The 25,097-nt window shown below is 70.4% G+C and carries 20 protein-coding genes; 15 read left to right on the top strand and 5 right to left on the bottom strand.

Features of this window, described 5'->3' with window-relative positions:
* The first annotated feature begins 19 nt into the window (after positions 1–19).
* From AB0I51_RS27645 to AB0I51_RS27630, 4 genes are all read left to right on the top strand, one after another.
* Complete coding sequence (locus AB0I51_RS27645; protein WP_362979569.1) at positions 20–1,336, top strand: MFS transporter; 1,317 nt, start codon at positions 20–22, stop codon at positions 1,334–1,336.
* Positions 1,337–1,405: 69 nt separating this feature from the next.
* Entirely contained in the window at positions 1,406–2,149 is a 744-nt protein-coding gene (locus AB0I51_RS27640; protein WP_359610103.1) for an SDR family oxidoreductase, read from the top strand.
* Between the two features lie 4 nt (positions 2,150–2,153).
* Entirely contained in the window at positions 2,154–3,368 is a 1,215-nt protein-coding gene (locus AB0I51_RS27635) for an aspartate transaminase (protein ID WP_362979567.1), read from the top strand.
* A gap of 9 nt (positions 3,369–3,377) precedes the next feature.
* Positions 3,378–4,052: a 4-carboxy-4-hydroxy-2-oxoadipate aldolase/oxaloacetate decarboxylase gene (locus AB0I51_RS27630; protein ID WP_362979565.1), complete on the top strand. Its 675-nt coding sequence runs from the start codon at positions 3,378–3,380 to the stop codon at positions 4,050–4,052.
* 402 nt (positions 4,053–4,454) lie between these two features.
* On the opposite strand, the gene AB0I51_RS27625 is transcribed toward AB0I51_RS27630, so the two are convergent.
* The gene (locus tag AB0I51_RS27625; protein WP_362979563.1) at positions 4,455–4,967 is read right to left on the bottom strand and encodes a MarR family transcriptional regulator; all 513 of its coding nucleotides are present in this window, start codon (positions 4,965–4,967) and stop codon (positions 4,455–4,457) included.
* A gap of 113 nt (positions 4,968–5,080) precedes the next feature.
* Between AB0I51_RS27625 and AB0I51_RS27620 the strand changes: the two genes are divergently transcribed.
* A complete protein-coding gene (locus AB0I51_RS27620) occupies positions 5,081–5,593 on the top strand; it encodes a YceI family protein (RefSeq protein WP_362979561.1) in 513 nt (170 codons plus the stop codon).
* 7 nt (positions 5,594–5,600) lie between these two features.
* Here AB0I51_RS27620 and AB0I51_RS27615 read toward each other — a convergent pair whose 3' ends face one another.
* Together AB0I51_RS27615 and AB0I51_RS27610 are read right to left on the bottom strand one after the other, a co-directional pair.
* Positions 5,601–7,274 (bottom strand): hypothetical protein, encoded by a 1,674-nt coding sequence (locus AB0I51_RS27615; protein ID WP_362979559.1) that lies wholly within the window; start codon positions 7,272–7,274, stop codon positions 5,601–5,603.
* Positions 7,275–7,473: 199 nt separating this feature from the next.
* A complete protein-coding gene (locus tag AB0I51_RS27610) occupies positions 7,474–11,496 on the bottom strand; it encodes a bifunctional nitrate reductase/sulfite reductase flavoprotein subunit alpha (RefSeq protein WP_362979557.1) in 4,023 nt (1,340 codons plus the stop codon).
* Positions 11,497–11,694: 198 nt separating this feature from the next.
* On the opposite strand from AB0I51_RS27610, the gene AB0I51_RS27605 reads away from it, so the two are divergent.
* The 4 genes from AB0I51_RS27605 (at position 11,695) to AB0I51_RS27590 (ending at position 14,396) form a co-directional block, all read left to right on the top strand.
* Complete coding sequence (locus AB0I51_RS27605; RefSeq protein ID WP_362979555.1) at positions 11,695–12,090, top strand: cell division protein SepF; 396 nt, start codon at positions 11,695–11,697, stop codon at positions 12,088–12,090.
* Positions 12,091–12,190: 100 nt separating this feature from the next.
* Complete coding sequence (locus tag AB0I51_RS27600; protein ID WP_362979553.1) at positions 12,191–13,408, top strand: ATP-binding protein; 1,218 nt, start codon at positions 12,191–12,193, stop codon at positions 13,406–13,408.
* Positions 13,405–13,731: a nucleotide pyrophosphohydrolase gene (locus tag AB0I51_RS27595; RefSeq protein WP_362979551.1), complete on the top strand. Its 327-nt coding sequence runs from the start codon at positions 13,405–13,407 to the stop codon at positions 13,729–13,731. The genes AB0I51_RS27600 and AB0I51_RS27595 overlap by 4 nt, the downstream gene beginning before the upstream one ends.
* 191 nt (positions 13,732–13,922) lie before the next feature.
* Positions 13,923–14,396 carry a DUF6099 family protein gene (locus AB0I51_RS27590; protein ID WP_362979549.1) on the top strand — a complete coding sequence of 158 codons (474 nt, stop codon included), beginning with the start codon at positions 13,923–13,925 and terminating at the stop codon, positions 14,394–14,396.
* A gap of 32 nt (positions 14,397–14,428) precedes the next feature.
* Here AB0I51_RS27590 and AB0I51_RS27585 read toward each other — a convergent pair whose 3' ends face one another.
* Positions 14,429–14,605 (bottom strand): hypothetical protein, encoded by a 177-nt coding sequence (locus AB0I51_RS27585; protein ID WP_200713655.1) that lies wholly within the window; start codon positions 14,603–14,605, stop codon positions 14,429–14,431.
* Positions 14,606–14,849: 244 nt separating this feature from the next.
* Here AB0I51_RS27585 and AB0I51_RS27580 point away from each other — a divergent pair, with 244 nt between their 5' ends.
* Positions 14,850–15,773, top strand: a complete 924-nt coding sequence (locus tag AB0I51_RS27580) for an LLM class F420-dependent oxidoreductase (protein WP_362979546.1) — start codon at positions 14,850–14,852, stop codon at positions 15,771–15,773.
* A gap of 97 nt (positions 15,774–15,870) precedes the next feature.
* Here the strand turns inward: AB0I51_RS27580 and AB0I51_RS27575 are convergent, their stop codons facing one another.
* Positions 15,871–17,340: an MFS transporter gene (locus AB0I51_RS27575; RefSeq protein WP_362979544.1), complete on the bottom strand. Its 1,470-nt coding sequence runs from the start codon at positions 17,338–17,340 to the stop codon at positions 15,871–15,873.
* 164 nt (positions 17,341–17,504) lie between these two features.
* Here AB0I51_RS27575 and AB0I51_RS27570 point away from each other — a divergent pair, with 164 nt between their 5' ends.
* The 5 genes from AB0I51_RS27570 to AB0I51_RS27550 all read left to right on the top strand — a co-directional run bounded on the left by AB0I51_RS27570 (position 17,505) and on the right by AB0I51_RS27550 (position 25,097).
* Positions 17,505–18,164, top strand: a complete 660-nt coding sequence (locus AB0I51_RS27570) for a TetR/AcrR family transcriptional regulator (RefSeq protein ID WP_362979542.1) — start codon at positions 17,505–17,507, stop codon at positions 18,162–18,164.
* 129 nt (positions 18,165–18,293) lie between these two features.
* Positions 18,294–19,757, top strand: coding sequence for a 3' terminal RNA ribose 2'-O-methyltransferase Hen1 (locus AB0I51_RS27565; protein WP_362979540.1), 1,464 nt, complete (start codon positions 18,294–18,296; stop codon positions 19,755–19,757).
* The gene (locus AB0I51_RS27560; RefSeq protein WP_362979538.1) at positions 19,754–22,300 is read left to right on the top strand and encodes a polynucleotide kinase-phosphatase; all 2,547 of its coding nucleotides are present in this window, start codon (positions 19,754–19,756) and stop codon (positions 22,298–22,300) included. Before AB0I51_RS27565 ends, AB0I51_RS27560 begins: the two co-directional genes overlap by 4 nt.
* A gap of 158 nt (positions 22,301–22,458) precedes the next feature.
* Positions 22,459–24,015: a hypothetical protein gene (locus AB0I51_RS27555; RefSeq protein ID WP_362979536.1), complete on the top strand. Its 1,557-nt coding sequence runs from the start codon at positions 22,459–22,461 to the stop codon at positions 24,013–24,015.
* Positions 24,012–25,097: a MoxR family ATPase gene (locus AB0I51_RS27550; RefSeq protein ID WP_362979534.1), complete on the top strand. Its 1,086-nt coding sequence runs from the start codon at positions 24,012–24,014 to the stop codon at positions 25,095–25,097. Before AB0I51_RS27555 ends, AB0I51_RS27550 begins: the two co-directional genes overlap by 4 nt.

Raw genomic sequence — 25,097 nt, 5'->3', positions numbered from 1 at the left:
TGCCCAGACAGGAGACGCCATGAGTACCGTGGCCGCTCAGCCAGTCCCCAACACGGTCGATCCCAGAACCGCCCGCAAGGTCACCCTCGCCGGCTGCGTCGGCATCTTCGCCGAGCTCTACGACAACGGCATCTTCGGCTTCATGGCCGGATCGCTCGCCGCCGTCTTCTTCCCCAACACGGACAACGCGACCGCCGTCCAGTTCGTCTTCCTCGGCTACGCGGTCTCCTTCTTCTTCCGCCCCCTCGGCGCCGTCATCTGCGGCCACCTCGGCGACCGCATCGGACGCCAGCGCATGCTGGTCTTCGTCATCCTCCTCATCAGCGCCGCCACCGCGGCCATCGGCGTGCTGCCGACCTACGCCAGCATCGGCGTCGCCGCGCCCGCCCTGCTGATCCTGCTCCGCGTCGCGCAGGGCTTCTCCGTCGGCGGCGAGGCCTCCGGCGCGATGAGCTTCCTCGCCGAGCACGCTCCCGAGGGCAAGCGCGGGCTCTACACCAGCTACGCGCAGATCGCCTCGTTCCTCGCCCTGCTCACCGGCACCCTGGTCGCCGCCGCCATGACCAGCGGACTCGGCTCCGCGCGCATGGAGTCCTGGGGCTGGCGCATCCCGTTCCTGCTCGCCGTGCCGCTCGGCGTCGCCGGTATCTACATCCGCAAGCGCATCAGCGACACGCCCAACTTCACGCGCCTGAAGGAAGAGGACGGCCTCTCCAAGAACCCGCTCAAGGAGGCCTTCGCCTCCGCCGAGCACCGCCGCGCCATGCTGCTGGCCCTGTTCATCCCCCTGATGAACGGCTCCGGCTACTACGTCCTGTTCAGCTACATGCCCACCTTCATGAGCAGCGAGCTGAACTTCAGCAAGGTGCAGGGCCTCCTCGTCACCGCCTCCAGCCTGGTCGCGATCTGTATCGCCATCCCCTACATGGGCCGCCTCTCCGACCGCGTCGGCCGCAAGAAGGTCCTCGCCGGAGCCGCCATCGCGATGGCGATCGTCGGCATTCCCTGCTACCTGCTGATCGGCACCGGCAACGTGGCGCTCGCCGTGATCGGCGCCTGCATCATGGCGGTGGTGTTCGCCGGCCACACAGGCGTCATCCACATCCTGCTCGTCGAACTCTTCCCGACCCGGGTGCGCTACTCCGCCTACGGCCTCGGCTACAACGTCTCCTCCGCCCTCTTCGGCGGCACGGCCCCCCTGCTGATGACCTACCTCATCGCGCAGACGGGCAACGTCAACATGCCGGCCTTCTACGCCGTCATCACCGCGCTGGGCACACTCTTCGCCGTGTCCAAGGTGAAGGACCGCGCCCACCTGCCCCTGCGCGACGCCTGACCGTCCTGCGCATCCAGGCACCCGCACGCCCGCGCACCCCCCACCCCGCACAACAAGGAGCACCTCAGCATGCCCATCTCCGACTACAGGACGGCCCTCGTCACCGGAGCGTCGACCGGCATCGGAGCCGTGGTCGTCGAACGGCTCGCCAAGCGCGGCCTGGAGGTCCACGCCGTGGCCCGCAACGCCGACCGGCTCAACACCCTTGCCGACGAGACCGGTTGCATCCCCCACGCCGTCGACATCACCGACACCGAGGCGCTCACCGCCGTCCTCGACGGCCTGGAGATCGACGTCCTCGTCAACAACGCGGGAGTCTCCCGCACCGGCAACATCCTCACCGCCGACGAGTTCGCCGTCGACGAGCAGATCGCCGTCAACATCCAGGCCGTCCTCCACCTGGTCCGCCTGCTCATGCCCGGCATGGTCGAGCGCGACCTCGGCCACATCGTCAACATCAGCTCCATCGCCGGTGTCTACAACTTCGGCGGCAACACGATCTACCACGCCACCAAGGCCGCCGTGCACACCCTCTCCCGCCAGCTCCGAGTCGACGGCTACGGCCGCCGCGTGCGCGTCAGCGAGATCTGCCCCGGCCGCGTCGAGACGGAGATCTTCGGCCGCCTCCTCGGCGACATGGAGGCCGCCCAGCGCGAGTACTACGACGGCTACGAGTCCCTGAAGCCCGAGGACATCGCCGACGCCATCGAGTTCGCCGTCGACGCGCCCCGGCACGTCAACATCGGCCACATCGAGATCCTGCCCACCTTCCAGGTGCCTGGTGGCCTCAACTTCGAGCGCAGGGAGGGCTGATCGCATGAAGACGGCAGAGCGGCTACGGCGCATCAAGCCCTCCCCGAGCACGGCGGCGGCCCAGCGCGTGCGCGAGCTGAAGAGCCAGGGGCTCACCGTCCTCGACCTCACCGTGGGTGAGCCCGACTTCGACACCCCCGACCACGTCAAGGCCGCCGCGATCAAGGCCATCGAGGCGGGCGAGACCAAGTACACCCCGGTGAACGGCACTTCGGCCCTGCGCGCGGCGATCTCCGGCAAACTCCGCGAACGCCACGGACTCGACGTCACCGACTCCCGGATCACCGTCGGCGGCGGCGCCAAACAGGTCATCTTCCTCGCCCTGATGGCCACTTTGGACGAGGGGGACGAGGTCGTCGTCCCCGCCCCGTACTGGGTGTCGTACCCCGACATGGTCCGCGCCAACGACGGCACCCCGGTCATCGTGGACTGCCCCGAGGCGGACGGCTTCAAGCTGACCCCGGAGCGCCTCACGGCGGCGATCACCGAACGCACCCGCTGGGTCGTCCTCAACACCCCGGGAAACCCCACCGGATCCGCCTACACCACCGGCGAACTCCGCGCCCTCGCCCAGGTGTTGCTGGCCCACCCGCACGTCGGCGTCCTCACCGACGAGATCTACGACGAGATCTGGTACGGCGACCAGGACGCCCCGTCCCTCGCGGCCGTCGAACCGGGCCTGGCCGACCGGGTGTTCCTCACCAACGGTGTCTCAAAGACGTACGCGATGACGGGGTGGCGCATCGGCTACGGCGTCGGCCCGGCGGACCTGGTGACCGCGATCAACACCCTTCAGTCGCAGACCTCTTCGTGCCCGTCCTCGGTGAGCCAGGCCGCCGCTGCCGCCGCGCTCGCCGGACCGCAGGACTTCGTCCAGGACACCGTGCGCGTCTACCGCGCCCGCCGCGACGAGACCGTGAAGCTCGTCAACGACGTGCCCCGGCTCAGCTGCACCGTCCCGGACGGCGGCTTCTACCTCCTGGTCAACTGCCGTGCCGCCATAGGGCAGTTCACGCCCGCGGGCACCCGGATCGAGAACGACGAGGACTTCGCCCTGCACCTCCTCGACAGCCAACAGGTGGCGGTGATCCACGGAGCTGCGTACGGCGCCCCCGGCTACTTCCGTATCTCCTTCGCCACCTCGACGGACGTCCTCACCGAGGCCTGCGAACGCATCGCGGCGGCCTGCGCCGCACTGACCGACGCCCCCTCCGCCTGAAAGGCCATCATGATCCGCGTCAGTACGAAGTTCGACCGGCCGGACGACGCCCTGGTCAAGCAGCTGAGCGCCTTCTCCTCGGCCACCATCCACGAGGCACAGGGCCGTCTCGGGGCACTGGACTCGGCCATCAAGCCGGTCGACCGCACGATGTCCCTGTGCGGTCCCGCCTTCACCGTCCAGTGCGCCCCGCGCGACAACCTCATGCTCCAGACCGCCATCGCCTACGCCCGCCCCGGCGACGTCGTGGTCGTGTCCGCCGGCAACTACGAGGAGGCGGGCTCCTTCGGCGACGTCCTCGCCAACGCCTGCCAGTCCAAGGGCCTCGCCGGCCTGATCACCGACACCGGCGTCCGCGACACCGAGGACCTGCGCGCCCTGGGCTTCCCGGTCTTCTCCCGCAGCGTCTCCATCAAGGGCACGGTCAAGGAGACCGTCGGCCCCATGTGCGAGCCGGTCACCGTCGGCGGCGTACTCGTCCGCCCCGGCGACATCATGCGCGCCGACGCGGACGGCGTGGTCGTCGTCCGGCGCGAGGACGCGGCCGAGGCCGCCGCCGCCTCACAGGAACGCGTCGACGCCGAGGCGGGATTCATCGCCGCGTACCGGGCCGGCAGGACGGTCGTCGAGATGTGCGGCCTCGCGCCGGTCCTCGCGGCGAAGGGCCTAGTGATCGAGGAGTAGGACGGGCCCTGCCGCTGGGCCCCGGGTTCGGATGCCGGGATGCGGCGCCATGACGGCAGGGTGGTGTGCGCGCACGGGTACGGGCCGCCGTGGTGTCCACGGCCCCGCCTGCGCTGTGCTCGCCGCCCTGCGTTCGGCGTTCTCCCCGGCACAGCCCGCGACGGCACGGTCGGTGGCCCCCCGGCGCCGGCAACACGCCCTAGCCGGACGCGGGACGGCTCCGCTACGGCTACGGCTGCTGCTCGCGCTCCCGCCCGCCTCGGGCCCCGGCCGTTCCTTCGTGCAGCTCCCGGCGCCGCAGGGCGGCCGCTCTCCTTTTACGGACGACTGAGAACGACTCCAGGTGATCACTCCTGCCCCGCCCGCGCCGCCCGATTCCCTGAGCCGGCCGACGAGGGCGTCTCAGGCCGTCGCCGACGAGCGCTGCGGGTCGGCGGCCAGGTCCGGCAACAGGGCGCACATCGCCTCGCGTTGGGCCGGGCCGACGAACTGGGTGAGTGCCTGCTTGACCGTTTCGGAGAGGGTCTCCGACGCCTCCGTCAGTAGCCGTCGGGCCTTCTCCGTGAGGGCGACCTCGACCCCGCGCTTGTCCCCGCAGACCGACTTGCGGGTGACCAGGCCCGCATGCTGGAGACAGGCGATCTGATACGTCAGCCGGGTCTTCGGGCGGCCGAGCAGCTCGGCGATCCGGGTCATGCGCAGCCCCTCGGGCTGTTCGGCCAGCAGGCACATCACAAGGAACTCGTCGTGCGAGACGTCGAGGTTCCCCTTCACGACCGAGCGCAGCTCCTGCTCGACCGCGCCGGTCGCAGCCAGCAGCAGCATCCAGGCCCGCAGCTCGGGCGGAAGCAGTCCGCCGCCCTGCGAGGAGGGACATCCGGGCTGGTCGGCAGGGTGCTCAACAGGGTCGGCCATGGTTCCGAGTCTACCTGTTGTCCAATTTTGGAGGAGATGGTTGTCCAGATTTGGATAATGGGCTAGCGTGAGGCTCATTCAAATTTGGACTACTGGAACCAGTGGGAGAGATCATGACCGTCGCCGTCGAAACCGGGGTGTGGCAGCTCGACCAGGCCGCCTCCACCGTGGGCATCAGCCACAGGACGATGTGGGGCCTGGTCAATGTGAAGGGCACCTTCGGCACTGTCACCGGGCAGGGTGAGGTCCGGCCCGACGGGTCCGCGATCGGCACGCTGACCCTGGCCGCCGCCTCCCTGGACACCAAGAACGCCAAGCGCGACAAGCATCTGCGCTCCGCCGACCTGTTCGACGTCGAGAAGTTCCCGGAGATCACCTTCGCGGTGCGCAGCGCGGAGCTGACCGGAGACACCGTGCACGTCGTCGGTCAGCTGACCGTCCACGGCATCAGCCGCCCACAGACCTTCACCGCCCGGCTCAAGGACGCGAGCGCCGAGGCACTCACCCTGGACGCCGAATTCACCGTGGACCGCGACCAGTTCGGCCTGGGCTGGAACCAGCTGGGCATGCTGCGCGGCCTGACCACGGTCACCACCACGCTGCGTTTCCTGCGTACCGCTGCCTGACGGATCGTCAATCCGCGGGCTGCAGCCGGACGTCCGAGCTGGACAGCGTCTGCGGGGTCGCGGTGAACGCGCGCACCCGGATCCGGACCTTCTTGTGGGGGAGGGTGAACTTCCCCCCGGTCGGCTGGAGTTCGATGAGCTCGGTGCTGTGCGCGGGCAGCGTCGTCGGACCGCCCACCTGGGACCAGAACCTGCTCATGCCCTGACCGGTGGTGAGCATGTAGTGGGGCGAGAGGGCGCTGCCGGACGAGTTGGTGACCTGGACGGTCAGCCGGGTCACGACTGTGGGCGCCGCGCGCCGCACTCCGGCGAGCTTCATGGTCATCGGCGGCGCGCCCGTCGCCGCCACGGCGGCGCTCGCCAGTGCGGGCGTGAGCAGCAGGACGGCCGCCGCGACCCTGGCCCGGCGGCGGTGCGGGCCGGACAGCGCCCGGGGGCGCGGCTGCCACGCCTCACGGAACTCCGAGAGCGGTGTGGTGACCGCCGCCGCCAGCCACAGCGGGGTCATCATCAGGTAGTAGCCGTCCTGCGAGCGCGTCGCCAGATAGAAGGCGCACCAGGGCAGGACGGTCGCCGCCGGGCCGAGCCGCCGTACGAACATCATGAACACGGCGAGCAGCCCCCCCGCCAGCAGCATGCTCGCGTGGGAGTACCAGTCGAGCCGGTCGCTGCCGTCCGTGAAGTACAGCGAGATGTCCACCAGGCCCTGGCCGTGCACCACCGCGCCCTGGGTCAGCGGCAGCGCGATGCCCGCGATCCAGGTGCCCGGCTCGTGCACGATGAAGTACGTGTTGATCAGCAGCCATGTGGTGAGCGCGATCCCGAGGATCCGCAGCAGCACCAACGCCGCCTGCCTGGCACCGAGTTCACCGCGTCGCACGGCGTAGATCCCGGCGAGCAGGAACGGCGTGAGGAACCAGGGGAGTTGCTGCGCCGCGCAGGCCGCCCCCAGACACGCGGCCTGGGCGACCCCGGCGCGCCCGAGCCGGCCGCCCCTGCCGATCCGGGGCCAGCGGATCACCACCGGCACCAGCAACGCCATGGCCAGGACGGCGGGATAGCCCTGCCGGCCGTAGGTCGGCAGCAGACCGAGGCCCAGGCATGCGATGGTGGCCGCCGAGCGCCACTGGGTGGGCAGCAGCCGCCACATGAGGACCGCGCCCGCGATGAGCGCACCGGTGGCGACGGCCGTCGCGGGGGCGCCGCCGTGCCCGATCCACAGCAGGGGCGCCGTCAACAGCGCTTCCAGCGGCGGATATCCGTAGGTGTAGTCGTAGCCGCCGGTCACGGTCGGGGTCAGCGCGACGCCACCGGAGTGGAAGAGCCACGGCCAGGGCTGTCCGTAGACCGGGTGCCCGGCGACCAGTTCCTTGGCGGCCTGGGTGGTGAGGACCGCCTCGTCGCCGCCGTTGTGGAACACGGACCACGCCGACAGCGTCAGCAGGACCGCCGTCACCAGGACGACGAGGTCGATCCGGGCCAACGACCGTGCCCTGCGCACCACCAGGGCCAGTACGCCGCACACCAGGATCGAGACGTAGCAGAGGGACACGGCCGCCGCCACGACGAGCCGGTGGCTGGCGGCCTGCGTCCACACCGGCCGGACACCGATGAACAGACTGATGTCGGCGAGCAGGGTGAGGATGCGATGCCACTGCGCGGGAGGTTCCGGGGCGGACACCGCCGACTGTGTCCGCCGACCGGGTGTCACCTGAGGTGTTTCTGCCAAGTGCACGACATAGGAGGCTATTCGGCCCTGGTGAGCGAGGTGTCGCGCATCGTGAAGAGTCGGGTGTGAGGGCGGTAAGAAGTCCGCTTTTGTGGCGGGAAAGCCGCAAAAGCGAACGTCATTGTTCAACTGACCGAAGCCATCGGTTCATTCAGTAAACATCGCGCACATACCGTTTCGCCGCCGCCAGTTGCTTCACGTACGAGGCCGCCTCGGCCTCGTCGAGACCGCCGTGCGCGACCGCGATGTCACGCAGCGCCCGGTCCACGTCCTTCGCCATCCGAGAGGCGTCGCCGCACACATAGAAGTGGGCGCCCTCCTGCAGCCAGTGCCACAACTCCGGCCCGTGCTCGCGCATCCGGTCCTGCACGTACACCTTCGCCCGCTGGTCCCGGGAGAAGGCCGTGTCGAGCCGGGCGAGCGTGCCCTCGCCGAGCAACTCCGTGAGTTCCTCCTCGTAGTAGAAGTCCGTCGCGCGGTGCTGCTCGCCGAAGAACAGCCAGTTCGGCGCCGCGTGCCCGAGCGCGCGCCGCTCCTGGAGGAACCCGACGAACGGCGCGACACCCGTGCCCGGCCCCACCATCACCATCGGCGTCCCCGCGTCGGTGGGCGGCCTGAAGTGCGGTGACCGCTGCACGAACACCGGCACCTCCGTGCCTGCCTCGGCATCGGCCAGGAACGGCGAGCAGACCCCGCCGCGCGGGCGGCCGTCGAGATTCTCGTAGCGCACCACCGACACCGTCAGCGAGACGCTGTGCGGGTCGACGAGCGGGCTGGAGCTGATCGAGTACAGGCGCGGCTGCAGCTTCTTGAGCACCCCGGCCCAGTCCTCCGCACCCGCCTTCACCGGGTACTCGGCGAGCACGTCCACCGCCTGCCGCCCCCAACTCCACTGCGCGAGCCGGTCCTTGTTGTCGGGCCGCAGCAGCCTGCGCAACTCCCGGTCGTCCCGGGCCCGTTCGGCCACGAAGCGGAGCAGGTCGGGGGTGATGCGGGTGATGTCCAGCTGACGGTGGAGCGCTTCGGCGAAAGGGAGCTCTCCGATGCCTTCCAGTTCTACGACCGCCTCGGCATCGGTGCCGGTGGCGGCGAGCCATTCGTCCACCAGGGAGGGGGAGTTGACCGGCCGCACGCCGAGGGCGTCACCGGTCTCGTACGTCAGATCGGTGCCGCTGGTGTCGAAGGTGAACCGGCGGACCTCCTTGCCCGCGCCGGCGCGGCTGAGCATCCGGTTGCCCACGAGACGGGCGGCGGTGAGGGTGTGTTTCGGGGTACGGGGCCGCGATTCCGGGGTGTCGGTATCGGTGCCCAGCGCATTGAGCACCTGGCCCAGCCACGCGTCCGCCGACGGCTCGAAGTCCGGCTCGCAGTCCGTGCGCGGGGCCAGCCGCACCCCGCCCAACTCGTCGAGCCGCGCGTCCAGTCGGCGCCCGTGCCCGCAGAAGTCGTCGTACGACGAGTCGCCCAGGGCCAGTACCGCGAACCGCACTCCGTCCAGCCGGGGCGCCTGCTCGCCGGCGAGCGCGTCCCAGAAGCCGGAGCCGTTGTCGGGGGCGTCTCCGTCGCCGAACGTGCTGGTGATGAAGAGGAGATCGGCGTCGGCCGGAAGTGTGCCGACGTCGGCCTGGTCCATGCCGAGCAGACTCGCCCGGTGCCCGGCCGAGCCAAGACGCTCGGCGGTGGCCGCCGCCAACTCCTCGGCGTTGCCGGTCTGCGAGGCCCACAGCACGACGATCTGCCGCCCTGCTTGCGGCTGTTGTACGGGAGCGGCCGTCGACCGCGAATACATCCCGGCGAGAACACCGTTGACCCACAAGGCGTGTTCGGCGCTGAAGGGCGCATCCGGCGGCAGCGTCGGCACACCCGGGGCGCCGGACTCGATGCCCGCGAGGAAACCGGTCAGATAGACGCGTTCCTGCGCGGTGAGGACGGGCGGCGGGGCGGGGTCGAGCCCGAAGGGATTCGCGCCCGTCGTGACAGCGGAAGGGGTCACGGAGGTCGGCAGGATCACCTCCGGCTGTGCCGGTGGCGCGCTGGCCACCTTCGCCAGCGACACCGCGCACGCCTTGAACTCCGGCTGGAACGACACCGGATCGACCGCGTCGCTCGTCACCGCGTTGACGCTCAGGTACTCGCCGAAGAGGTCGTTCCAGTGGAACGGCGCGAAACAGCCCCCGGACCGCACCCGGTCGGTCACCACGGCCGGCAGCACCGCCCGCCCCCGCCGCGACGCGACCTCCACCGAGTCGCCCTCCGCGATCCCCAACTCCCGCGCGTCCTGCGGATGCAGCTCGACGAAGGGCCCGGGGTTCAGCTTGTTGAGCTTGGCGACCTTCCCCGTCTTCGTCAGCGTGTGCCACTGGTGCTGCAGGCGCCCGGTATTGAGCACGAACGGGTAGTCGTCGTCGGGCAGTTCGGCGGCCGGCATGTGCGGCCGGGCGTGAAAGACGGCCCGCCCACTGGCAGTCGGGAACCGCAGCTCGCCGCCTCCCACGTACCGGATGGGATTGCGGTCCGGTCCGTCCTCCTCGGCCGCCGGCCACTGCACCGGCGCGGACCGCAGCCGCTCGTAGGTCACCCCGCGCAGGTCCCACCCCGTCACCGGGTTCCAGAACCGCCGTATCTCCTCGAAGATCTGCTCGGCGCTGTCGTAGGAGAAGCCCTTCTCGTACCCCATCGCGCACGCCACGGCCGCGATGAGCCGCCAGTCGGACGTCGCCTCGCCGGGCGGGTCGACGACGGGGCGGGCGAGGGTGAGGGTCCGCTCGCTGTTGACGAGGACGCCCTCGGACTCGGTCCACAGTGCGCCGGGGAGGACGACGTCGGCGTAGGCGTTGGTCTCGGTGTCGGTGAAGACGTCCTGGGTGACGACGAACTCGGCTGCTTCCAGGCCCTCGATGACGGTGCGTCGGTTGGCGACGGAGGCCACCGGGTTGGTGCAGATGATCCAGCAGGCCTTGATGTCGCCGTCGGCCATCTTCTGGAACATCTCGACGGTGCCGCGGCCGACGCCGTCCGCGCGGATGGTGTCGGGGGGCAGACCCCACACCTCCTCGGTGAACTCCCGTTCCGCGTCGACCAGTACGGACCGCTGGCCCGGCAACCCCGGTCCCATGTAGCCCATTTCACGGCCGCCCATCGCGTTCGGCTGGCCGGTGAGGGAGAACGGCCCGCTGCCGGGGCGGCAGATGGCGCCCGTCGCGAGATGCAGGTTGACCAGGGCGTTGGTGTTCCAGGTGCCGTGCGTGGACTGGTTGAGCCCCATCGTCCAGCAGCTCATCCACTCGCCCGCCTCGCCGATCAGCCGGGCCGCCGTACGGATGTCGTCCTCGGCGAGGCCGGTGAGGGCGGCGACGGCGTCAGGCGCGTAGTCCGCGAGGAACTCGGGCAGCGACTCCCAGCCCTCGGTGTGCGCGGCGATGAACTCCTGGTCGGTGTGCCCGTTCTCGTGCAGCAGGCGCAACAGGCAGTTGAGCAGGGCGAGATCGGTGCCCGGCGCGATCTGCAGGAAGAGGTCCGCCTTCGCCGCCGTGGCGCTGCGGCGCGGGTCGACGACGATCAACTTGGCGCCCGCCTTGACCCGTTCCATCATCCGCAGGAAGAGGATCGGATGGCAGTCGGCCATGTTCGAGCCGATGACCAGGAACACGTCCGCCCGCTCGAAGTCCTCGTACGAACCCGGCGGCCCGTCCGCGCCCAGCGACGACTTGTAGCCGGCACCCGCACTCGCCATGCACAGCCGGGAATTGGACTCGATCTGGTTCGTCCGCACGAACCCCTTGGCCAGCTTGTTCGCCAAGTACTGCGCCTCCAGGCTCATTTGCCCGGAGACATAGAAGGCGACCGCGTCCGGCCCGTGCTCGTCGACGATCCTCCGCAGCCGGCGCGCGGTCTCGGCGACGGCGTCCGCGACGGGCGCCGGCAACGGCTCCGCGCCCCGGTCGTCCCGGACCAGCGCGCTGGTCAGCCGGCCCGGCGCGGCGAGCATCTCGGCCGTGGTCGTGCCCTTGGTGCACAGCCGCCCCGCGTTCGCCGGGTGCGCCTTGTCGCCGGACGCCCTGAGGACCGTACGCCTGCCGTCGGGACCCGCCCCGACGTCGAGCAGCATGCCGCAGCCCACACCGCAGTACGAGCAGACCGTTCGTACCTGCTGTGTCCGGAGGCTCGTCGTCATGCCGTAGACGCTACGAATTGCCCGTTACGCCGATGTCACACGGCTCGATCATGAGGGGTTACGCCCGCTGCACAACCGGCCGGAGGCCACTGTGAGATGTGCCCGATCTTGTCGCGGAGTGTGTCGCTGTTGGGCCGAACGGGTGACAGTGCGCAACAATTGCCGGATGCAGACTGCCAGCGCGACCCAGGACGGAGCATGCCGGTGAACAGCCACGATGTCACCGACGAACAGTGGGAGGGGCTCGCGCAGGTAGTGCCGCTGCGAGGCCGGGACGCCTGGCCGTCCGCCGTGAGCCACCGGGCCGTACCCGAGGCCGAGACCGAGCCGCGCCGCCGCTTCGTCGTCCTCCGTGTGAATGTGTTCGGGGACGCCCGCGAGGTCGCGGAGACCCTGATGGCGGGCATACCGGTGCTCCTCGACCTGACCGGCGCGGAGAGCGACGTCGCCAAGCGGGTCCTGGACTTCAGCACGGGCGTCGTCTTCGGCCTGTCGAGCGGAATGACCCGCGTCGACCGGAACGTGTTCCTGCTCACACCGCCGGGAACGGAAGTGCGGGGGCTGATGGAGGGGGCGGGAGTTCCGGGCGTGTGAGTCCGCCCGGTGACGGGAGCGGCGTGGGCCGGTCCCCCGATCGTAGGAAGGTCGCCGGGACGGAACGGTTCGCCAGACGGCGGAGGCCTACGGTCCGGATATGGCCGTGTCCCCGCAGTCCCCGCAGTCCGCTCCGCCGTGCGAGCCCCGCGTGCCGCCGCAGGCCGCCGCACCCCGGCCGTCGTCGGAGGGCCCTGAGTCCCACCCCGACCGGCCACACCTCACCGAGCTGAGGCTGTCGGCGTTCGCCACGCATCGAGGCGCCGGGTTCCCGCTCGGGCCGCTCACCCTCTTCGCCGGGCCCAGCGGCTGCGGCAAGACGAGCGCGCTGCGGGCCTACGAGGCACTCGCGCGGCTCGGCGGCGGAGGCGAGGTGGGGGAGGTCTTCCCGGACCCGGTCGCCTGCGTCCCGGACCGGGCCCGCCCCGACGCCCAGCGCCGGCGCGGCTTCCGCATCGGCTGTACGGCGGACGGACCCGAGGGCCCGGTACGGCTCGACGTCGCCGTCCAGGCCGAGCCCGAACTGCGCATCGTGGGCGAGCGGTTGACGTCCGGCGGCCTGGTCCTCCTGGAGACCGCCCTGCGCGACCCCGCCCGCCGCTCGGTACAGGCCGCCTGGCACACGGCGGGTTCGTCACCGGTCACCCGCGCCCCGCTGCCCGACGACCGGCTCGGCACCGCCCTGCTGCCGTTGCGGGTCGCCGGCAAGACGGACGGACAGCGACAGGTCCTCGCCGCCGCCGAACAGATGGTGGTCGCCCTGCGCTCCGTCTTCGCCTGCGACCCGGTGCCCGACCGGATGCGCGCACCCGTGCCGATCGGCGACGGACGGCTGCTGCGGGACTGCGCCAACCTCGCAGACGTGCTGTGGCGCACCCGGAGCGAGTGCGGGCGACGGCACGGGCAACTCGTCGCGGCGCTGCGCACCGGATGCGCCGGAACCGTCGCGGACGTGCTCGCGGAACCGCTGCGCGACGGCCTGGTCACGGCCGTACTCGACCGGGGCGACCGCGGGCGCACCGGCTTCGGACGGCTCGGTGACGGTGAACTCCGTTACGCCGCACTCGCGTTGGTGCTCCTCACCGGCCCCGGCGTCCTGGAGGTGGACCCGCCCGGCGAGGTCCCGGCCGCGATGCAGACCCTCACCGTCCTCGCCGACGGACTCGACCGAGGCCTGGACGTACGGCAACGGGCCGAACTGCTGCGGCTCGCCGCCCGGATGTGCGAGCGCGGGCACATCCGGCTGGTCGGCGCGGTGAGCGACGCGTCCTGGGCCGACCGGGCCGAGGGAGTCACGGTGGTACACCTGGAGCCGTGACAGAACATCTCGACGTGGCGAAACTGCAGCGCAGACTGGCCGAGTTCGCCGCCGCACGGAACTGGCAGCCCTACCACACCCCCAAGAACCTCGTCGCCGCGCTCAGCGTGGAGGCCTCCGAACTGGTCGAGATCTTCCAGTGGTTGACCCCCGAGGAGTCCGCGCGGGTCATGGACGACCCGGACAGCGCACACCGGGTGCGGGACGAAGTCGCCGATGTGCTCGCCTACTTGCTGCAGCTGTGCGAGGTGCTCGGCATCGACCCGCTCGCCGCGCTGGAGTCGAAGATCGACCGGAACGAGGACAGGTTCCCCCGGCCGTAACGGACAAGTTGGAGGAGCGAGCGCGTCCATTTTCACTCTCCGGAGTCATTCATCTGTCCGCAACCGATTTGTTGTCCACAGATTTCCGCCTTCCTCTGGCTTTTCGTCTCAGGGACTCTCACTCTGGGTAGTGGACTAGGGAGTTCGGGCGGACGTGCGAACAGCATGTCGGGATATGACGGGGGCAGTGCATGGACGCGATGCGGCTCATCGTGACGAGCAGGCGTGCCCTGGCCGGAAGCGGGGACGTGCCGCAGACCATGACGGAGGTGTGGCAGGCGCAGGCCCTCGCGCAGGCGATCGGCAGCCGCCTCGCGGTCTTCGGGCCGCCCGAACTGCGCGGCGAGGCACTGGGGTTGACCGAGCTGGCGGGCCGGGGCTGCGGCGTTCTCGACACTCCGGTGCTGGCCGTAGAGGACTTACGGGCGGCGCAGCTCACCGAGCTGGGCGATGCCCGCCTCGCTCTTCTCTGTCTCGGCGGACTGCTCGGCGAGGTCGGCATCGCCCTGGTCGGTATCGCCTGCGCGGCGGACGACGAGGGCACGTACTGGCAGTGCATGGAGGCGATCGACGCGGCCGACGAGTCGCGGGACCGGGTCCTGGAGATGCTGCGAAGACTGGCGGACCGGGAGCGGGCGGAGATACCGGAGCGGGAGGCGGGGTGACCAAGACGTCCGCCTCCGGCGCCGCAGAAGCGTCAGGCGGTCGCGCCGCCCTCCTCGGCGGACACCGACCCCGTGCTTCCGGCCGACTGCAGATCCGCGTCGAGGGCGGACAGGTCCGCGTTCAGTGACGCCATCAGCTCCTCCATCTGCTGCAACAACCCCTTCGGTTGCGCAGGCCCGCCCTGCTGCGGCACGGCTTCTTCGGACATGACGGCCTCCTCGGCCCGTGGCCTCCGAGAGCGGAGGCCGATGCGGGTGACGCCCCGACGTCGCCTTGCCGGTGCGGGAATCCGGGCGGTCCGGTTCCGCCCGAGCCAACGATCATCACCGGGGCGGGTCACTGGCACGGGCAGTCCCCGTGCGCGCGGTTGACGCAATTTCACCCGACCGGGCAGGAGTGGGGCCGGAGGGACCGGTGGGGTTGACCGGCACCCCGGCGTGCAGGATGGAGGCATGGATCTTCGCATCTTCACCGAGCCCCAGCAGGGGGCCACCTACGACACCTTGCTCGCCGTGGCCAAGGCCACCGAGGACCTCGGCTTCGACGCCTTTTTCCGCTCCGACCACTTCCTGAGCATGGGCTCGGGCGACGGCCTCCCCGGCCCCACCGACGCCTGGCTCACCCTGGCCGGACTCGCCCGTGAGACGAAGCGCATACGCCTCGGCACCCTGATGACGGCCGGCACCTTCCGCCTCCCCGGCGTCCTCGCCATCCAGGTCGCGCAGGTCGACCAGATGTCGGGCGGCCGGGTCGAACTCGGCCTGGGCGCGGGCTGGTTCGAGCAGGAGCACAAGGCGTACGGCATCCCGTTCCCCAAAGAGAAGTTCGCCCGCCTGGAGGAGCAGCTCGCGATCGTCACCGGCCTCTGGGAGACCAGGCCCGGCGACACCTTCGACTTCCACGGCAGTTACTACGACCTGACCGACTCGCCCGCGCTGCCCAAGCCCGCGCAGTCCAGGATCCCTGTGCTGATCGGCGGCCACGGCGCGAGCCGTACCCCGAAGCTGGCCGCCCGGTACGCCGACGAGTTCAACATCCCGTTCGCCTCGATCGAGGACAGCGAGCGGCAGTTCGGCCGGGTCCGCGCCGCCGCCGAGGCGGCCGGCCGCAAGGCCGACGACCTCGTCTACTCCAACGCCCTGGTCGTCTGCGTCGGCAAGGACGACCAGGAGGTCGCCCGCCGCGCCGCCGCGATCGGCCGCGAGGTCGACGACCTCAAGGCCAACGGCCTGGCGGGCTCCCCGTCCGAGGTCGTCGACAAGATCGGCCGCTACGGCGCGACCGGCTCCCGGCGCATCTACCTCCAGGTCCTCGACCTCGACGACCTGGACCACCTGGAGCTGATCTCGTCCCAGGTGAAGTCGCAGCTGTCGTAGCACCGCGAGGGTGGGGGAGCCGGACCCCCTCCGAAAAAGTGTGTCAGTTTCAGGGCAAAGTGACACACTTTTTCGGAACCCCTACCTCGCCCCGCCCCTACCTCGCCCCCGCCTCGGCGGCGGCCGCCGCCGGTACCCCCGCGCCGACGGCCGGCCGCCGGCCCGGGAGGAACGCGGCCAGTGCCAGGGCCGTCAGGGCCGCCGCCGAACCGATGGCCATGATCACGCGGAAACCGCTGTGGGAGGGGACCGCCAGTGAGCCGAACGTCGTCGTCATGTGCGCCAGTACGACTCCGGCGACGGCGCTGGAGGCGGACGTACCGATGGAGCGCATCAGGCTGTTGAGGCTGTTGGCGGCGGCCGTCTCGGACAACGGCACGGCCCCCATGATGAGCGCGGGCATCGCGCCGTAGGCGAAACCGATCCCGGCGGAGATGACGCAGCACACCACGACGACCTGCCAGACCGCGGACAGCATGACGACGCCGAGGCCGTAACCGGCGGCCACGACGAGCGCGCCCAGCATGAGGGTGACCCTGGGCCCGGCCGCCGCCGAGATCCGGGCGGAGAGCGGCGCCGTGGCCATCATCACCAGGCCGGAGGGGCCGAGCGTGAGACCCGCTGCGAGCACGCTCTGGCCGAGGCCGTAGCCGGTGAGCGTGGGCAGTTGGAGCAGCTGCGGCACGGCCAGCGACATGGCGAACATGGCGAAGCCGAACACCACGGACGCGAGGTTGGTCAGCAGCACCTGGCGCCGCGCGCTGGTGCGCAGATCGACCAGGGCCCGGTCGGTGCGCAACTCCCACCAGCCCCACACCAGCAGTACGCCGACGGCCACGACGAACAGTCCGGTCGTCGTCCCGCTGCCCCAACCCCAGTCCGCCCCCTTGGAGACGGCGAGCAGCAGACACACCAGACCGATCGACATCCCGATGCCGCCCACGACGTCGAACCGGCCTCCGCTGCGCACCGCCGACTCCGGTACGAGCGCCACGACGAGTGCGGTCACTACGGCCCCCAGCGCAGCCGCCGTCCAGAACAGCACATGCCAGTCCGCCTTCTCGGCGATGAACGCGGCCGTCGGCAGCCCCAGCGCACCGCCCACCCCGAGCGACGCGCTCATCAGCGCGGTCGCCGATCCCAGCCGCTCGGGCGGGAGTTCGTCGCGCATGATGCTGATGCCGAGCGGGATCACCGCCATCGAGAAGCCCTGGAGCGCCCGTCCGACGATCATCGGCGCGAGCGAGTCGCTGAGCGCGCCGATCACCGAACCGGCTATCAGCAGAACGAGGTTGAGCAGCAGCATCCGCCGCTTGCCGTACATGTCCCCGAGCCGCCCCACGACCGGGTTGGCGACGGCGCCGGCCAGCAGGGTCGCGGTGATCGCCCAAGTGGCGTCGGACGGTGAGGAGTTCAGCAGCTTCGGCAGCTCGGGCACGATCGGGATGATCAGCGTCTGCATCAGCGAGACGGTGATCCCACCGAGGGCCAGGACCCAGACGACGGCGCCGGAGCGCGAGGATCCGGACCCCTCGACGGACGGGGTGGGGACAGCGGACGCGGACATGGCGAAGCCTCCGGCTGATACGTACGACAGCGAGCCGACCAAAACGAGTCTGGCATGTTTTTCGTACGCCATACGCAAAATAATTGGAGCCGGACTCGGAAAGTGCCGGAGCGGTAGCCTTCCCCTGTCCGGGCACGGCTGTCGCGGACGGAGAGGTGCGGCGGATGACGCAGGTGGCGACGGGTTCCGGCCGCCGGGGCAGGGGGCGCCCGCCCCGGCTGTCACGGGAGCGGATCGTCGAGGGCGCGGTCGAGGTACTGCTCGCCGAACCGGCCGTCTCCCTCACCATCAAGCGGGTCGCCGACGTCGTCGGCGCCGCCCCCATGGCCCTCTACCGCTACTTCCCGGACCGCGACGCCCTCCTCCAGGCTGCCGCCGACCACGTCCTGGAGGCCATGCGGCGTGACCCCATCCCCGAGGGCCCCTGGCCCGACCGGCTCCGCGCCTGGATGCGCGCCGGACAGGCCAACCTCCGCCCCTACCCCCAGCTCATGCCGTACATGACGACGACCCGGCACCCCGCCTGGACCCCCGGCCTGACCCGGCTGCGCGAGATCCTCCTCCCGGCCGGCCTCTCCGCCGAGGACCTGGCCCTCGCCGTGACCCTCATCTCCTCGACGCTGCTCGGCAACGCCGTCTACGAGGGCTACCGCAGACCCGACGAGGAGATGACGGCCCTCCTCGACGACGCCCCCGACCCCACCACGGACCCCCTCCGCCCCCTCCTCGCCGACCTCCCCGCCGCCCACGCCCGCCTCTTCGACACGATCCTCGACCAGACGGTCACGACGGTGGAACGGCTGGCCGGGAACCCCGCGCAATAACCGAAGGCGCAGCTCGCCCGCCCTGTGCGAAGGTGGAACGGTCGTCCTGCCGAGCCCCCGGTGTCACCGACCCCGGGGGCTCTCGCACGCACGGCACCGCACTCGTCCACCGTCGGAGAGGTCCTCCGCATGTTCCTGACGATCAGTACCACCGGTACCCCCGAACTCCCCGCCACCGACCTCGGTTTCCTGCTGCACAAGCATCCCGAGAAGGCGCAGGCGTTCTCCACGTCCTACGGCCAGGCGTACGTCCTCTACCCCGAGGCGGATGCCGGGCGCTGCACGGCGGCGCTGTTGCTGGAGGTCGACGCGGTGGCACTGGTCCGGCGCGGCAAGGGCAAGGGACGCGGCGGCGCGCCCGACGCGGCGCTCGCGCAGTACGTCAACGACCGTCCGTACGCGGCCTCTTCACTCCTCGCCGTCGCCCTCAGCGCGGTCTTCTCCAGCGCCATGCGAGGCGTGTGCAACGCCCGCCCCGAGCGCGCCGCCCGGCCGCTGCCGCTGCGCATCGAGGTACCCGCGCTGCCCGCCAGGGGCGGCACCGACCTTGTACGGAAGCTCTTCTCTCCCCTCGGCTGGACGGTCACGGCCCAACCGGTCGCGCTGGACGCCGAGTTCCCCGAGTGGGGCGACTCGCGGTACGTGAGCCTCGTACTGGAATCGGAGACGCTGACGCTCGCCGAGGCGCTGCGTCACCTGTACGTCCTGCTCCCGGTCCTCGACGACGCCAAGCACTACTGGGTGGCCCCCGACGAGGTCGACAAGCTGCTGCGCGCCGGTGAGGGCTGGCTGCCCGCGCACCCGGAGCAGAAGCTGATCACCAGCCGCTATCTGTCCCGCCGTTGGTCCCTCACCCGGGAGGCCATGGAGCGACTGGAACTGGTACGGCTCGCCGAGGCCGACGACAGCGAGGTCGAGGAGATCGACAACGCCGTCGAGCCGGAGACGGAGACCGAGGAGAAACCGACGCCCCTCGCCGTGCAGCGCCGGGACGCGATCGTCGAGGCGCTCAAGGCGTCCGGCGCCGGCCGCGTGCTCGATCTCGGCTGCGGGCAGGGCCAGTTGGTGCAGGCGCTGCTCAAGGACACCCGGTTCACGGAGATCGTCGGCGTCGACGTGTCGATGCGCGCGCTCACCATCGCGGGCCGCCGCCTCAAGCTCGACCGCATGGGGGAGCGCCAGTCCTCGCGCGTCCAGCTCTTCCAGAGCTCGCTCGCCTACACCGACAACCGCCTCAAGGGGTACGACGCCGCCGTGCTCAGCGAGGTCATCGAGCACCTCGACCTGCCCCGGCTGCCGGCGCTGGAGTACGCGGTGTTCGGCGCCGCCCGCCCCAGGACGGTCGTCGTCACCACCCCGAACGTCGAGTACAACGTCCGCTGGGAGACCCTCCCGGCCGGACACGTCCGGCACGGCGACCACCGCTTCGAGTGGACGCGCGCGGAGTTCGGGGAGTGGGCGGCGAAGGTGTCCGGGCGGCACGGCTACGAGGTGGAGTTCGTACCGGTCGGCCCCGACGACCCCGAAGTGGGTCCACCCACGCAGATGGCAGTGTTCCGGCAGACGACCACGAAGGAGGCGAAGGCGGCATGACCGAGACACAGCACAAGGGACGGGTCCTGCCCGTCACCGACCTCTCCCTCGTGGTGCTCATCGGCGCCTCGGGCTCCGGCAAGTCCACGTTCGCGCACCGCCACTTCAAGCCGACGGAGATCATCTCCTCGGACTTCTGCCGGGGCCTGGTCTCCGACGACGAGAACGACCAGAGCGCCACCCGGGACGCCTTCGACGTCCTGCACTACATCGCAGGCAAGCGCCTCGCGGCCGGCCGCCGCACGGTCGTCGACGCGACCAGCGTGCAGCAGGACAGCCGACGCCAACTCATCGACCTGGCACGGCAGTACGACGTCCTGCCCATCGCCATCGTGCTCGACGTACCGGAAGAGGTGTGCGCCGAGCGCAACGCCACGCGCTCCGACCGCGCCGACATGCCGCGCCGCGTCATCACCCGCCACACCCGCGAACTCCGGCGCTCCCTCAGGGGTTTGGAGCGCGAGGGCTTCCGCAAGGTGCACATCCTGCGCGGAGTGGAGGACGTCGAGAGCGCGTCCGTCGTCACCGAGAAACGCTTCAACGACCTGACCCACCTCACCGGCCCCTTCGACATCATCGGCGACATCCACGGCTGCGCCGCCGAACTGGAGACCCTGCTCGGCAAGTTGGGCTACGACGACGGCGTCCACCCGGCGGGCCGCACGGCTGTCTTCGTCGGCGACCTCGTCGACCGCGGCCCCGACTCGCCCGGCGTGCTGCGCCGCGTGATGTCCATGGTCGGCTCGGGCAACGCGCTGTGCGTACCGGGCAACCACGAGAACAAGTACGGCCGTCACCTCAAGGGCCGCAAGGTCCAGCACACCCACGGCCTGGCCGAGACGATCGAGCAGATGGCGGAGGAGACCGATGAATTCCGTTCCCAGGTAAGGGAGTTCATCGACGGACTCGTCAGCCATTACGTCCTCGACGGCGGCCGACTGGTCGTCTGCCACGCCGGTCTGCCCGAGAAGTACCACGGCCGCACCTCCGGCCGGGTCCGCTCGCACGCGCTCTACGGCGACACGACCGGCGAGACCGACGAGTTCGGCCTGCCGGTGCGCTACCCGTGGGCGGAGGACTACCGGGGCCGCGCGGCGGTTGTCTACGGTCACACCCCGGTCCCGGAGGCCACCTGGCTCAACAACACCATCTGCCTCGACACGGGCGCGGTCTTCGGCGGCAAACTCACCGCGCTGCGCTGGCCGGAGCGGGAGCTGGTCGACGTACCGGCCGAGCAGGTCTGGTACGAGCCGACCCGCCCGCTGCGCTCGGAGGCACCCGGCGGCCACGACGGCCGCCCGCTCGACCTGGCGGACGTGCACGGCCGACGGGTGGTGGAGACCAGGCACGCCGGCCGGGTGTCGGTCCGGGAGGAGAACGCGGCGGCGGCCCTGGAGGTCATGAGCCGCTTCGCGGTCGACCCGCGCCTGCTGCCGTACCTGCCGCCGACGATGGCCCCGACGGCGACCTCGCGTGTCGACGGCTACCTGGAGCACCCGGCGGAGGCGTTCGCGCAGTACGCCGAGGACGGGGTCGCGCGGGTCGTGTGCGAGGAGAAGCACATGGGTTCGCGGGCGGTGGCACTGGTGTGCCGGGACGCGGAGACGGCCGCCAAGCGCTTCGGCGTGGAGGGCGGCCCGACGGGCTCCCTGTACACACGTACCGGCCGCCCGTTCTTCGACGACGGTAAGGTCACGGAGGAGATCCTCGGCCGACTGCGGGCGGCGCTGGACGCGGCAGACCTTTGGGTGGCTCTCGACACCGACTGGGTGCTGCTGGACGCGGAGTTGATGCCGTGGTCGCTGAAGGCGTCCGGGCTGCTGCGCGGTCAGTACGCGGCGGTCGGCGCGGCGGCCGGGGCGGTGTTCCCGGGTGTGGTGGCCGCGCTGGAGGGCGCCGCGGACCGCGGCGTCGATGTGGCCGACCTGTTGTCCCGGCAGCGCGAACGCGCCGTCGACGCCTCGGCGTTCACGGACGCGTACCGCCGCTACTGCTGGCCGACCGACGGCCTCGACGGTGTCCGCCTGGCCCCGTTCCAGATCCTCGCGGTCCAGGGCCGCAGCCTCGCCGCACTCCCGCACGACGAGCAACTCGCCCTGCTGGACCGCTTGGTGGAGCACGACAGCACGGGTCTCCTGCAGACCACCCGCCGCCTGTACGTCGACACCGGCGACCCCGAGTCGATCCAGGCGGGCGTCGACTGGTGGCTGGAGATGACCGGCCGGGGCGGCGAGGGCATGGTCGTCAAGCCGGTGGGCGCGGTGGTACGCGGAGAGTCGGGCCGCCTGGTCCAGCCGGGCATCAAGTGCCGTGGCCGTGAGTACCTGCGGATCATCTACGGCCCGGAGTACACGCGGCCGGACAACCTCGCCCGGCTGCGCGGCCGCTTCCTCAACCACAAGCGGTCGCTCGCGATCCGGGAGTACGCGCTCGGTCTTGAGGCGCTTGACCGGCTGGCGGAGGGGGAGCCGCTGTGGCGTGTGCATGAGGCGGTGTTCGGGGTGCTGGCACTGGAGTCGGAGCCGGTGGATCCTCGGCTGTAGGCGTCCATTCCCGGTGGGGAGGCACGATCGCGCCTCCCCACCGGGAATCCCACCGGACCCAGTGGTCCTGAACCTCAAAGGCCCCTGGTTAACCGTGAGTTGCCGTGCTATCTTCGCAGGTCGGTCCAGCAGGCATACCGACTCATGGGGGACAGTCGGTGGAGACAGGCGCGGGGTTCGGTGAACCCGGGAGCGATCTCGAACGTGTACACGGACTTCAGCTGCTCGCCAAATTGACCGACGCGTTGTGCGAACTCAGTTGTCTGGACGATCCACAGCAGCGAGTGCAGTTCGGCGTCGTGCTCGGGGAGCATTTGAACCGGCCGGTCGACTTACGAGGCGTCAAACTGCGCGACGACGCCGTCCTTCTCGCACGCGCCTCCTTGAGCGTGGCGGGCGGCGAACGCGTACTTCTGTTGGTGGTACGAGTCTATGAAGGACCCACGGCGGCAGGTGAGTTGGAGCGACTCTTCGCCCCGGCCGTCGGGACGTCCGCGAGCGAGGTGCCATCCGGTCCGCTGACCAGCGAGGACGAGCGCGACGCCCGCACCCTCCTGGACTCCGCCAAGGGCGAAGTTCCCGCACTTCGCCTGCGGGACGAACTCGTCGGGGAACTGAATGGTGTCGACCTCCCCATGGGACTCTCGCCCGAACAGCTCTTCACCTATGTCGTCGAGTTGAACGCCCAGTCCGACGGCCTTCCTCCCGCGGTGCTGCTTGTGGAACACGCGGCCCTGCTTGCCGAGACCCCCGATCGCCGGACGGATCTGGCCGGCTGGGCCGGAGAATGGGCACGGCGGGCGGGCCTGTCGGACGCCTTGGAGCGCCGCCGGGTCCGGCGCGCCGCCGCAGCGTACAACCCCGGGATTCCCCGCTGCCTCGTCGTGGCTGTGGAGCCCGCCAGGGACGGTTCGGACGAGATCGTGGTCCGTCCCTGGCTCAACACCGCGCCCGGCCACTGGAACCCGCAGCCCGGAGAACCCGAGACGACCACGATCGACGGCCTTGGCCCGGCCGTCGAACGAACGCTGCGCCAGGGCGCCTGGCTGTGGACGGCCGAGCAGGAGTCACCTCCCGATGGACGGGAACAGGCGCCGCCGTACGTGGAGTTCGTCCTTCCGTACGACCTCCTCAACCACGATGTGTCCGGATTGAAGTTCCAGACGGGCGACGGGAGACCGTTACCGCTCGCGCTGAAATACGCAGTGCACCTACGCAGTCTGGAACGGATGCGTACCACCGACGTACGGATTCGGCAGCAATGGCTGGCACGTTGGCGTGCTCTCAGCGAGCAGGGGGTCGTGGTGCACGGTTGGCGGGAGCCCGACGCCGACCGGCTGGACGAGTGGGAAACCGTGCTGGCCGGGGAAAGCAGACACACGGCAGTCGTCATGGACGCTCCTGGATCCGCCTCACCGCTGGCGGCGCTCAAAGCGGCCATCGCCGAGGGTATCGGGCTGGCTCTTTGGGACCGTCGGGGTGTTTTCGTCGAAGAGCGGCGGGAAGTGGTGACTGCTGTGTTCGCGTCAGTGCCGACGCCGACACAGATCCCCTTGGCCATCCATCGTCTTCGCCTCAGGGCCGAACTCAACAACACCGACGGCCCCCATCTGCTCGGGCGTCACATCGCTTTCTTCTGGGACGACCCGAATCGACTCGTCGACTTCCACGACTTCGATCAAGACGATCTCGCCAGCGAGGAGGCACCGGCATGACCACGCAGGAGCAGACGGTTCCCAGTGACTGGCACGTCTTCCACGCCACCGGACACGCCCCGGACGGTCTGCTGCCCGAACTACCCATGGCCCCTGCGTGGCGACAGTTCCGCGGCGCCCCGCTCCAGCCTCCGCCGCCGGACGACGAAGAGGCCGCGACGCGGCGCCTCGGACCCGGCGATGTGACCAAGCAACTCGGCGCGGGGGAGACCGACATCGTCAACGCGGCATTACTGCTGCGTCGGCCGCTGTTGATAACCGGGCCACCCGGCATAGGGAAGTCCACCCTCGCCTTCCTCATCGGACGCGAACTCGGTCTGGGACGCGTCCTGGAATGGAACATCGTCAGTCGCACCACACTGCGCGACGGGCTCCACACCTATGACGCACTGGGGCGGGCACAGGCGATCGCCGCCTGGCGGGCCGGACTGCGGGGGGCGGCTGCGGCCGGGCTCGACGACGGCGCCGACGGCACCGCACCTGTTTCCCCGTTCGACCCTCAACAGAGCCCCACGCTGGGGGAGTTCGTCACCCTCGGCCCGCTGGGCACAGCCTTGCTGCCCTACGCCCGTCCCCGCGTCCTGCTCGTCGACGAGCTGGACAAGAGCGATATCGATCTCCCCAACGACCTGCTGCACGCCCTGGAGGACGGCAGCTATGAGATCCCCGAACTGGTGCGCGACGCCGCAGAGTCGGCCCGTGTGCACACCAGCGACCCCGGCGGCCACGCGGTGGTGCGTGACGGACGGGTCGAGTGCCGGGAGTTCCCGGTCGTGGTGATCACCAGCAACGGGGAACGGGAGTTCCCGGCCGCGTTCCGCAGGCGCTGCCTGCCGCTGGAGATGCGGCCGCCCACCCGGGAGCAACTTCTGGCCATGGTGGAGAGCCATTTGAGGGCACGACCGGAGGGCACGGAGAACCTGGTGGACGGCTATCTACGCCGGGTAGGGAGCGGAGGTGTCCATTCCCTCGATCAGTTGCTGAACGCAGTACAGCTGACTACTCTCAGTGGTTTCCAGGCCGACGCTCACGGCAGTAAGCTCATTGAATTGCTGCTCCGCGATCTCGCGAAGGGCCGCTGA

Origin of the sequence: Streptomyces sp. NPDC050549 (assembly GCF_040655035.1) — a bacterium.
Classification (GTDB): Bacteria; Actinomycetota; Actinomycetes; order Streptomycetales; family Streptomycetaceae; genus Streptomyces.
Note: the sequence above shows the minus strand (reverse complement) of the source record. Positions and strands in the feature narration are given on the sequence as shown.